Source organism: Sphingobium sp. B2, from assembly GCF_007693735.1.
GTDB lineage: Bacteria > Pseudomonadota > Alphaproteobacteria > Sphingomonadales > Sphingomonadaceae > Sphingobium > Sphingobium xenophagum.
On record NZ_VDBZ01000014.1, the window covers coordinates 1 to 9,935 of the forward strand.

General features: G+C 62.5%; 13 protein-coding genes. 4 read left to right on the plus strand and 9 right to left on the minus strand.

Annotated elements, in window-relative coordinates:
• Nucleotides 1-2,995: Tn3 family transposase (locus FE851_RS25500; protein WP_145206917.1), on the minus strand; the 2,995-nt coding region annotated here is incomplete at its 3' end.
• A 131-nt stretch (nucleotides 2,996-3,126) separates the two neighbouring features.
• On the opposite strand from FE851_RS25500, the gene FE851_RS25505 reads away from it, so the two are divergent.
• The gene (locus FE851_RS25505) at nucleotides 3,127-3,687 is read left to right on the plus strand and encodes a recombinase family protein (RefSeq protein ID WP_019054269.1); all 561 of its coding nucleotides are present in this window, start codon (nucleotides 3,127-3,129) and stop codon (nucleotides 3,685-3,687) included.
• 173 nt (nucleotides 3,688-3,860) lie between these two features.
• On the opposite strand, the gene FE851_RS25510 is transcribed toward FE851_RS25505, so the two are convergent.
• The 3 genes from FE851_RS25510 to FE851_RS25520 form a co-directional block, all read right to left on the minus strand.
• The gene (locus FE851_RS25510) at nucleotides 3,861-4,121 is read right to left on the minus strand and encodes a hypothetical protein (RefSeq protein ID WP_021320008.1); all 261 of its coding nucleotides are present in this window, start codon (nucleotides 4,119-4,121) and stop codon (nucleotides 3,861-3,863) included.
• 404 nt (nucleotides 4,122-4,525) lie between these two features.
• Nucleotides 4,526-5,017 (minus strand): hypothetical protein, encoded by a 492-nt coding sequence (locus tag FE851_RS25515; protein ID WP_112366619.1) that lies wholly within the window; start codon nucleotides 5,015-5,017, stop codon nucleotides 4,526-4,528.
• Nucleotides 5,018-5,065: 48 nt separating this feature from the next.
• Nucleotides 5,066-5,929 carry a replication initiation protein gene (locus FE851_RS25520; protein ID WP_040265129.1) on the minus strand — a complete coding sequence of 288 codons (864 nt, stop codon included), beginning with the start codon at nucleotides 5,927-5,929 and terminating at the stop codon, nucleotides 5,066-5,068.
• 287 nt (nucleotides 5,930-6,216) lie between these two features.
• On the opposite strand from FE851_RS25520, the gene FE851_RS25525 reads away from it, so the two are divergent.
• Nucleotides 6,217-6,396: a hypothetical protein gene (locus FE851_RS25525; protein ID WP_184205156.1), complete on the plus strand. Its 180-nt coding sequence runs from the start codon at nucleotides 6,217-6,219 to the stop codon at nucleotides 6,394-6,396.
• A 126-nt stretch (nucleotides 6,397-6,522) separates the two neighbouring features.
• Here FE851_RS25525 and FE851_RS25530 read toward each other — a convergent pair whose 3' ends face one another.
• The 5 genes from FE851_RS25530 to FE851_RS25550 all read right to left on the minus strand — a co-directional run bounded on the left by FE851_RS25530 (nucleotide 6,523) and on the right by FE851_RS25550 (nucleotide 7,966).
• Nucleotides 6,523-6,702, minus strand: coding sequence for a transcriptional regulator (locus FE851_RS25530; RefSeq protein WP_090423504.1), 180 nt, complete (start codon nucleotides 6,700-6,702; stop codon nucleotides 6,523-6,525).
• Between the two features lie 2 nt (nucleotides 6,703-6,704).
• A complete protein-coding gene (locus FE851_RS25535; protein ID WP_037470142.1) occupies nucleotides 6,705-6,935 on the minus strand; it encodes a BrnA antitoxin family protein in 231 nt (76 codons plus the stop codon).
• The gene (locus FE851_RS25540; RefSeq protein WP_037470143.1) at nucleotides 6,922-7,197 is read right to left on the minus strand and encodes a BrnT family toxin; all 276 of its coding nucleotides are present in this window, start codon (nucleotides 7,195-7,197) and stop codon (nucleotides 6,922-6,924) included. Before FE851_RS25540 ends, FE851_RS25535 begins: the two co-directional genes overlap by 14 nt.
• A 63-nt stretch (nucleotides 7,198-7,260) precedes the next feature.
• On the minus strand, nucleotides 7,261-7,698 hold the full coding sequence (locus FE851_RS25545; protein WP_030092979.1) for a hypothetical protein: 438 nt from the start codon (nucleotides 7,696-7,698) through the stop codon (nucleotides 7,261-7,263).
• Nucleotides 7,691-7,966 (minus strand): hypothetical protein, encoded by a 276-nt coding sequence (locus tag FE851_RS25550; protein WP_030538461.1) that lies wholly within the window; start codon nucleotides 7,964-7,966, stop codon nucleotides 7,691-7,693. The genes FE851_RS25545 and FE851_RS25550 overlap by 8 nt, the downstream gene beginning before the upstream one ends.
• A gap of 273 nt (nucleotides 7,967-8,239) precedes the next feature.
• Between FE851_RS25550 and mobQ the strand changes: the two genes are divergently transcribed.
• Both mobQ and FE851_RS25565 read left to right on the plus strand, forming a co-directional pair.
• Nucleotides 8,240-9,451 carry a MobQ family relaxase gene (gene mobQ / locus FE851_RS25560; RefSeq protein WP_145206918.1) on the plus strand — a complete coding sequence of 404 codons (1,212 nt, stop codon included), beginning with the start codon at nucleotides 8,240-8,242 and terminating at the stop codon, nucleotides 9,449-9,451.
• A 141-nt stretch (nucleotides 9,452-9,592) separates the two neighbouring features.
• On the plus strand, nucleotides 9,593-9,856 hold the full coding sequence (locus tag FE851_RS25565) for a hypothetical protein (RefSeq protein ID WP_030092974.1): 264 nt from the start codon (nucleotides 9,593-9,595) through the stop codon (nucleotides 9,854-9,856).
• The last annotated feature ends 79 nt before the right edge of the window (nucleotides 9,857-9,935 follow it).

Below are 9,935 nucleotides of genomic sequence, written 5' to 3' on the forward strand. Positions count from 1 at the left end.
TAGGTTGGCGTAGCGGCCTGAGACCGCCGTTGGCGACGGCGTCGGGCACGGAGAAGTCGTAGCGCCCGAGGAAATTGATGTGACGCCAGGATATCGGCGAAAGTCGGGCGATATCGGCGGGCAACGCGGGTGTCCCTGCATCCCCGAGTTGGCGCACGGCTTCCTGCATGTAGACGGCGTTCCAGTGGACGATGGCGTTGAGGGCGAGACCAAGGACGCCAAGCTGCTCACCTTGGCCTTGGCGCAGAGGGCTTCTGATTTCGCCGCGGTCGCCGTGATGGACGCGCCGCCCGAGCTTGTGGCGCAACTCCTGCCGGTTGAGCTGAAACAATATCCGACGCCGGAATGGTCGGTCGTCGATGTAGCGCAGGATGTGCAGCGTCTTGATGATGCGCCCGAGTTCGGACAGGGCCTTGGCCAGCGTCGTCGGGCGGTCTTTGACCTGCAGCATGCGCATGACGCCTGCGGCCTTGAGGTGACCAAGCTTGAGCGATCCGGCCAGGCGGATCAGGTCCGGCCAGTTTTCCCGGATCAGAGCGATGTTGATCCTGCCCCAGGCGAGCGCATCGAATTGTCCGTAAGTCGCCTGGCGGTCGATCCGCCAGAGCTTCGCGCCGCCGATGTCCGCCAGACGCGGACTGAAACGGTAACCCAGGAGCCAGAACAGGCCGAAAATGGCGTCGGAATAGGCGGCGGTGTCGGTCATAATTTCCAGAGGTTCGAGCGCGGTTTCCTGCTCCAGCAGGAGAGCCAGGACGACCAGGCTGTCGCGCAAGGTGCCGGGGATGACCGCGCCGCCCAGACCGCTGAACTGATCGGAGATCATGTTGTACCAGGTGACGCCGCGCTCCTGGCCATAATATTTGGGGTTGGGACCGGCGTGTATGGCGCTCGACGGAGCGACAAAACGCATGCCGTCGGCGCTGGCCACCTCGCCGGCGCCCCAATGTTGGACGATATCCAGACGACTGTGCGCGGCAACGATCGCGGCGTTCGCCGCGGCGATGGTTTCGGGGCGAATGAAATTCTGACTGACCCAGGAAAGCCGGTCGCGCCGCAGCGCCGCAAATTCCGGGCGGACCACCGGCTCAAGGCCGATGTTGCAGGCACCGCCGACCAGGACCGCGCACAGGCTTGTTTCGAAATGCTCGACGGTGGCCTGACGCTCGCTCAGATGGCTAACGGATTTGGCAAATCCGGTTCGCGCCATGACTTCAAGAAAGATGTCCGGCATGCCCGCTTTCGGCATGCGGGTCTGGATGGCGGCGCGAAGCGCACGCAGGCTCTCGGGTTCATCGAGCTTATCGAGGGGCGTGACGACGATCCCGGTCTTGCCGGCGACCGTCTCGAACCGCAGGTCCGGATTGTCGACGCTGCGCGCGGCGACATGGCGATATGCCTCGTCGAGCAGGCGCGAGAGACCGTCGATCTCGCTATTGGCGTCGAGGGATCGGCCCAGCGCGCGTGCGACCATCAACCTGGACGTGTGCCAGCTCTCGCCCTCGAGCATCCCGCGCCGGGGATCGCCGTATCGGATGCCCGGCGTGGCGAACACGTCGCGACGCTTGATCGCGAGACGCCACGCATCGATGATCGCGAAGACATAGGCTTTCGGGTCATGCACCCTGCCGTCATGATCCAGGACCTGTTGCCGCCACGCCTTCGGGATCGCGGCGGTCGGTGCACCGCGCATCCTGGCGAGCGACGACCAGTCGTCCACGCCCTTGAGGTAGCTTATCGCGGCCTTGACGGCTTTGCCGCCCGGGGCGGCATCGGTCTCGATGCGGGTGACGACTTCGCGAAACAGTCGTCGGGCGCTCCGCCATTTCGTGCGCAGTTGGTCGTAGGGCTTTGTGTCAACAGGCCTGGCGATTGCCTCCACCTTAGCCATGGCCGCCTCGATATCGGGCCTAGGCAATTGCTCGAAGAGCGTGTCCCGCCATTCGGAAAGGGGCAAGGCGTCGTCGGTCAATACCAGCAGACCCACCCTATGAAGCAGCATCGCAGCGCCATCGAGATCGCGCAGGCTGCGCAGCCGGGCCTGCTTGTCGGCGGCTTCGGCTCCCTTGACCATGTCCGCGAGCAGCGCCTCGGCCAGCTCGGCTGCATCGTCCTGAGCGGCCGCTTCGAGCGTATGAAAGAGCGCGGCTATGGTCGCGGTTCGACGCGGCTCCTGAAGAACGGCGATGGCCGACGGCTTGCCAACGCGCGCCACCCGCGCGAGCCGCTCAAGGCTTGTGGCGGGAACGCCCCGTGGCGGCGATGGCCGCAGATTGAACGCGCGGACCGCATCGAGCCGATCGGGGTGGCGGTAGAGTTCGGTCGGCATGCGCTTGGAGGGAATGGTGCGCAGCGCGTCCAGGGCGGCGAACGTCGACGTGTCCCCTTCGTCAAACAGCGCGGCGATGCGTGCGCGCTGGTCATCGCTCAGAGCGGCGACCAGATTCCGCCAAAGCCGGGTGCGCGCACGATCGCGGATTCTGCCGACCAGGCGCTCGAGCACCGTGACGCCCGGCAGCAGCACCTTGTTGGCGATCAGCCAGGCGGCCGCGCGATCGATCAACGGGGCGGGTCGATCATCACCGCTCCAGCACAGGGCGTAGAGCCACCGCGTCAGCCGGAAACGCGCCACCGCGTTGTCGCCAAAGTCCGTGAAGCCGCAATGCGTCCGGATAAGCGCGAGGTGCCGTATGCGTCGGCTCCCCTGAAAATACGCATGCACGCCGGTGGTGGGCTCAAGGTCCAGCTGCTCGATCACGATCGCCAACACCGACGCCGGGATCTCCGCGGCCGAAATGGGAAATGCGCCCAGAAATCGGACGCTCGTCAGCATCACGGCAAAGCCGAGCCGATTGTGGTCGCCGCGCAGAGTTCCAATGAGGTCGCGATCGGTTTGGTCAAAATGGAAATATCGCGCAAGCTGGTCGGCCGACGGTTCGCCGTCGAAGCGAGCAAACCTCTGACGCTGGGCGTCAGTGAGGTGACGGGTCGGCATACTGTGCGAAACTTTCAACTTTTGCGAAGGCGGAGGGCGGCACCAGGAAACAAGGGCAATTTCTTCGCAAAACATATGTGCGAAACAAAGTCCTTTTGCAGTAACTTTCGCACGCTACTCGGAGCGGCCGCATGAAACTGGGCTACGCACGCGTTTCCACCGAGGACCAGAACCTCGACATCCAGCGCGGACGGCTCTCGCAGGCCGGTTGCGAAATGATGTTCGAGGAGAAGATATCGGGGACGGCGCGCGGTCGCCCCGAGCTCGAAAGGCTGATGGCGCACCTGCGCAAGGACGACGTGCTGGTGGTCGCACGCCTCGACCGCCTGGCACGATCCACGATCGATCTCCTGCACATTGCGGAACGCATCAAGGAAAAGCAGGCTGGATTACAATCGCTTGATGAACCCTGGGCCGACACCACGTCGCCCTCCGGCGTGATGATCATGACCGTGTTCGCCGGCATCGCCCAGTTCGAACGGTCCCTCATCCTGAAGCGAACCGACGAGGGGCGAAAGGCTGCGAGGGCGCGCGGCGTGGCCTTCGGACGCCCAAAGAAAATGCGACCCGATCAGGCCGCGCTCGCCCGCCAGCTCGTGCTCGACGGCAAGTCCATCAGCGCCATCGCGAGAACCTTCAACGTCCACCCGGCAACCATCTATCGCTGTATCGAGCCAAACAGTTCCTTATAACACTTTCCTGTTCCGCTCAGCCGCACGACCCGCAAACGGAGCGATTTTCTGCTCGGATTATCTGACAATGGGCGGAGCAGTCTGCTCACGCTAATTGCCAATGTGCTCGCCATCATCCGGCGCTGCTCGCAGTCATGGTCGCCTGCTCACATTATCTGCCAGCGGGAGTGGCGTCAGCGTGGCACCCGGATGGAGCCGTCCGCGATCCCTTCGGCGATATTTGAGAGCATGACGGCGTAGCGGTGCAGGCCGGGGAAGCGACCGGCGTTTCTCTCGATCTCTTCGCCGTATCCGGCATCGAGCAGCGCCTTGAAGTCCGGCATCACGTCGAACATGCCGCCGAGCAGATCGATATCGGAAGCACCGATCAGCAGCAGGGCATTCGCATGGGCGTCGAGGCGTTTCATCGTCTCCAGCATTTCGGTTTTGGTCATCGCACCCTTTCCGCTTGCGTGGTGTCATCGCCTATTATGCGCTGGCCCTGTTCGCGAAAACCTTCCTTTCTGACGATCCTGCCGGCGGGCCATGACCGCAACGCATTTCTGCGGCCCGCCGCGTGTCAAAACTGTTCTGGAAACCCGCTTCGCAAAAGCGTCTGCCGGCGACGGGTTTGGAGAACCCACTGGCAGGGAGTGTGAGCACGACGCCCCGTTTGCAAGCAGCGCCGGATGATGGCGAGCACACTGGCAGATAATTCGAGCACGAGGCCATGCGCCAGTGGCAGAAAGGGTGAGCAGAAAATCGCTCCGTTTGCGAGTAGACGCCGCTACGATTGCAAGCGCCTACACCTAGCCGTTCCCTGCCCTGATACGCGACAATCAGGTGAAAATCGCCGCTCTCATGCTTCATCGCCGCTAGGGCTGCCGCCCTGGCGGCTAAACAGGCGTGACCAGAAGCCGCGCTGGGACATCGGCTGAGGAGTAACGCGCGCGATAGCGAGGTTTTGCGCCATGGTGCGCCAGTGGTCCCGATCCTCACGGATAAGGGCTGCTTGGGTTTCTAGGGCGGCCATTTCTGCTTCCAGTCGATCCACTTGCGATGCGCGGGAGCGCAAGATGGCTAGTTCTGCATTGGCACCGGAAAGCTGCTCATGGAGGATTGTTACCTGTCCTTTCAGAGCTTCGAAATCCTCGGCATCTCGAACCTTTTTCGTATTCTTCGAGAAGGTTCGATTAGAACCCTTTGCGGTAGGTTCTACCCAGACCCAAAGGCGACCAGAATTGTCTCGCTCTCCCCTCATTTTACCCGCTTTATAGCGCGATCTCAGGGTATTTTGTGGAACGCTCAGGAGGTCTGATGCCTCTCGTAAGGTCATACGAACTTCGGTCATTTTAGAACCATGTTCGTATTGTTCGAGAAGGTCAATTTCGAACTATTCTCAAATGTCACCATCATCTGCGTTACGCAGCTTGTCGCCCAAGCTGCCCAGTAGTTTCGCCATCCCTTCACGTACCACCGGGTCAGGTTCCGTTTCCATTAGCGGCGGCGCATCGGGGGAGTCTGGTGGGTCTTTGCGGCGAGCGGCGCTATGGCGCTCGTTCTCGGCTACCGTGTCAGCGGCGTCTAACGGGTCTTTCCAGCGCCAATCAAAGCGAACGGCCACTACCGAGCGGCCCACCTTTTTAGGCGTCATGGTGACGTCCACCGTCCCGAAATCGTTGATTGCATCAAGCGCGGGATCGAGGACGCGCACTTTTAACGCCTGCCAGCGGTCATAGGACCGCTTATCATCTACACCGAGCAGGCCACGCAGATTGTCGATGCTCCACTGGGCATAGGGTTCGCGCTGGCGTTTGCGATCAGCCAGAAGGGCATAAAGGCGGCGGGCGTGAGGAGGGAGCCGGTGCGCCGCTGTCGTCTCGATCTTCACGAAATTGCCGGGGCTACGCAAAGCATGAACACCTGCGGGCGGGATCAGGATGCGGGCTTGTGATCCGCCTTCAGTGATGTGCCATTCGGCCACCAGTACCGCGCCCCATTCGTCGCCCCGGTGCTGCCCGCTTAGTTTTAGGCCGGTCATGCGGTCGAGACACTCACGAAGCCAGACATTATCCTGACGCGCATCCGGGCCGCGCAAACGAGCGGTAGGGATATTGAGCCAAACTGCGTTGGGTACGTTGGCTGGTGTCCGTTCCTCATCAAGGACCGCCGTAATCTCCCACAGGGCTGAGATCATTGCCGGGGTTAGTGGCTTTTCAGCACGCAGGGCTAAGGCAGCAGATGACACAGCGATTTGCTCCATAGGGATACGCTAATTGTCGCAATGTATCCTGTCAATGTATCCCCGAACCCTCCGGCGTGTATCCCCGAACCCTCCGGCGTGTATCCCCGAACCCTCCGGCGTGTATCCTTTTACCCTCCGGCGTGTACCTTTTTACCCTCCGGCGTGTATCCTTTTAGCCTACAGTGTCAGTGTCTAGTCTCAGAGTCTGGAACAGACACTGACACTGAGACTAGACACTGACGGCAGACACACACTGAAAATTGAGCGCCGCTGGTCGCGGCGCGCGTCATTGGAAGAACAAGCCGATGGGTAGCAGCCCGATCCAAACCGACGCCGACTACCGGGCGGCAGTTGATGAAATCCGCGCACTCTGGGATGCGGAAGCAGGCAGCGCAGATGAGGACCGTCTCGATGTGTTGGCAACACTGGTCGATGCGTATGAACGCCAGCATTGGCCTGCTTCACCTACGCCAAAGCAAGACTAGAGGCCGTAAATGGCTATCAGGGGATGTAAGAGGCGATTTCCGGCCCGTAGAGCATAGGGAGCCTCTGAGGGTAGGTCGCGAGTACCCAAGGGCTTGGCGGTGCCCTAACGGGCACCAGAGGGCAAATCAGGGGCGTTCGGTTTCGCGCAGATGGCAGGGCGGACATTCGCCCTCGCCAGCAGTGCCCCAGCTATCGAGCCAGCGGGCTACTTCCTCGCCGGTCAGGTGCAGCCCGGTTTCCCGATATTCGGCCCATGAGGCGAGGGCTTCGGCCTTGAAGCTCTCGCGGGCTTGCGTGCGGTCCACGATCAGATTTGCCCCGTCGCCACAAGCTGGCCGAGCAGGGTGTTTACACGGGTCTGCCACCCGGGGCCGCTGTCGCGCAGATGCTCCACCGTCTTTGCATCCAAGCGGATTTTTACCTCGACCTTGGGGTCTTCCGACTTGGGACGCCCACGCCGGGACGGCTTCATCCCGGCCATGAAGGCGGCATCCATCGGCGGGTTGTCGTCGTGAATTTCAGGGTCAAACTTGGCCATAATAGAACCTCGCTTCGTGCTTTTCTGCCGGACGCAGGCTGATAGCGCGGATCGCATCGTCATGAGAGCCCTCGGTGAACACCAGCACGTGCAGGCGATCACCGATCATGCCCAGGGCGACGAAGCGGACCTCTCCATAATCGAAGCGATCATCCTCGCGCTCAAACGCCGTGTCCCAATCGAACCGTTCCGCAGCCTGTAAGGATAGGCCATGCTTAGCGATATTGGCTTCATCCTTGGCCGGGTCGAACTCGATTTCCATGATATTTTGTACACCCATTAAATCGGGCGGACAACATTTTTTGTGCACCCATAAATTGCTGCCCTATTTCGCCTGCAACGGCACCCACTTGCCCTTGCAGGTCTGGGCTTTGGCGTCCCATCGTGCGGTGCATCCGTATAACTGGCGCTCGATCTTGGGTTCCTGCGCCCAGCGATAGGCGAGGGCCGCGGCGAAGATCAGGCCCAGCCCGATCATGGCGGCGGCGATCCATTCCTTCAGGCGATCCCACCAGACCCCGGCGCTGATCCGCTGAAGCTGTCCAGCGGCCCGGTGGAGGGCATCGACCCCTGCGCCTGACTGTGCGGTCCATTCGGCGCGCTGGCGGGCGTCCTGCTCGATCTGGCGGGACAGGGCGGCGACCTGCTGGGCAACCCCTTCGGCCCCGGCCTTTCGCATGGCGTCGAGCAGGGTGCGATAGTCCGCGCCGGGATCGGTGGGGGGCGGAGTGTCGAACTCGGCAGGGTCGAAGGGATCAGGCATCGGCGGGGCCACCCTTGAAGGTCCAGCCCTCGAACGCCTTGCGGTCCTGATCGCGGCTGATCCGGTCCAGCAGGTCAGTGAGGCGGGATTCCCATGTGGGGTCTTTCATGGCGGCATCGAGGAGCAGGCCGCCGAGGATGATCTTGCGGCGGGCATCGGCCTTGCGGTTCAGGGTGGCGGCGCGGGCTTCCAGTGCCTGCAACCGGGCCTTGGCCTGATCGACCCTGCGGCGGGCATTTTCGATAGCCTCTGGCGTTGGAGCGGCCATGGTCAATCCTTTCGCTGTGCGATATTGATAGCAGCGGACCCGACCGAACGAAAGAGAGGAAGGGCGCACTTATGCAAACTTGCGTTTGCGTGCGTCAGGGGATACCCCTGAACCCCAGCGGGCTATCGCCCGCGCCATGCTCCCGCATGGCTAGTAAGGGCGCGGCGATGGCGAGCTTCCATCTTGCGGTTAAGACGATCAGCCGTTCCGCCGGTCGCAGTGCGACGGCGGCAGCGGCTTATCGTGCGGGCGTCGNAAAGGTAGGGCGCGGCGATGGCGAGCTTCCATCTTGCGGTGAAGACGATAGGCCGTTCCGCCGGTCGCAGCGCGACGGCGGCGGCGGCCTATCGTGCGGGCGTCGAAATCACGGACGAGCGCACCGGCCTCGTCCACGATTACACCCGCAAGCAGGGCGTCGAGCATAGCGCGCTTGTCGTGCCCGCCGACGCCCCGGCGTGGGCCAACGACCGTGCCGCGCTCTGGAACGCCGCCGAGCAGGCCGAGACGCGCAAGAACTCCACCGTCGCCCGCGAATATGAAATCGCGCTGCCTGCCGAGTTGTCGGCCGAGGCGCGGCGCGAGCTTGCGCTGGACCTCGCACGGGAGATCAGCGAGCGGCATGGGGTGGCGGAGGACGTGGCGATCCACGCACCAGGACGCGAGGGCGACCAGCGCCACCACCATGCCCATCTGCTGACGACGACGCGGCGGATCGGCCCGGAAGGGCTGGGCGAGAAGACCCGCGAACGGGACCAGAAGACGAGCGGGGAGGTCGAGCGGTGGCGTGGCCGGTGGGCCGAGATGCAGAATGCGGCGCTGGAACGGGCGAACGTCCCGGAGCGGGTGGACCATCGCAGCCACCAGCGGCAGGGGATCGAGCAGGAGGCGACCGTGCATATGGGGCCGAGCGCGACGGCGATGGAACGCCGCGCTGAGCATCAGGCGATGCGGGAGGGGCGGGCCTATGAGCCGGTGACGATGGTGGGCCAGCACAACGCCGGCGTCATCGAGCGGCGGGGCCTGCGACAGTATATCGAGCGGGGGACCGAGTGGCTACGCGATGCGGGGCAGCGCATATCGGGCAGGCTGCATGCGTTCGCGGCCACCTTGAGCGGCGCGGTCGATCGCGATCGGCGCGATGCCGCCGATGCGCAGCGTCAGGAGCAGCTTGCCGCCGAGCGCGCGCGTGAGCAGGCACAGGAGCGCCAGCAGGCGCAGGAACGGGAAAAGGTGGCGGAGAAGTTCAGGACCATAGCCGGGCAGCGCGAGGCGGGCACCCATGGTTATGGCGACCATAACAGCGACTGGAAGGCTACTCCGGAGGCGCTCCGAAAGGCGGTGGACGCCTATAACGGGGCGAACCAGCATACCAAGGATCTCTACATCGAGCGGATCCAGCGCGAACCCCAGATGGCGCGGGCGGTGGGCCAGTTGCTCCACGAGCGCGAGCTGGTCCTGCAACGGGATCGGGGGATGAGCTTATGAGTGTGCCAGGTAAGCTGCCTGAGCAGAAGCGACCATTTCAGGACATCAGGCTATCGGCCTATGAGCTTTCGGTAGCCCTCAGGCGCGAATTTAAAGGTCATTTAATCCATCAACCTGATAAGGTGCTCAACGGAGCCGTTCATGCATGCTTTGATGATCCTTGCCGGAACCCTGATTCCGCTATTTGCTTCCTTGATTGTATCAGCGGAATGGGGAAGAGTTTGGAGGGCTGTATTCATCGGCACGTTTCTATCCCTGCTCTCTTTAGCGATCTTGATTTTCATCGAGCGCTACAATGAAGGCGGCCTCATTCTGATTGCCACGGTAGTGGGTCTGCCGTTTATTTTCGGATTTGCGTTTGTGGGCACTACGGTTGGCAGGATGATGCACAAGCCAAGAATATGATTGATCGGTTTAGCCGCCAGTCCGCTCTCCACCCCTCCTAGCTGTAGGCGCTTGCAATCGTAGCGGCGTCTGCTCGCAA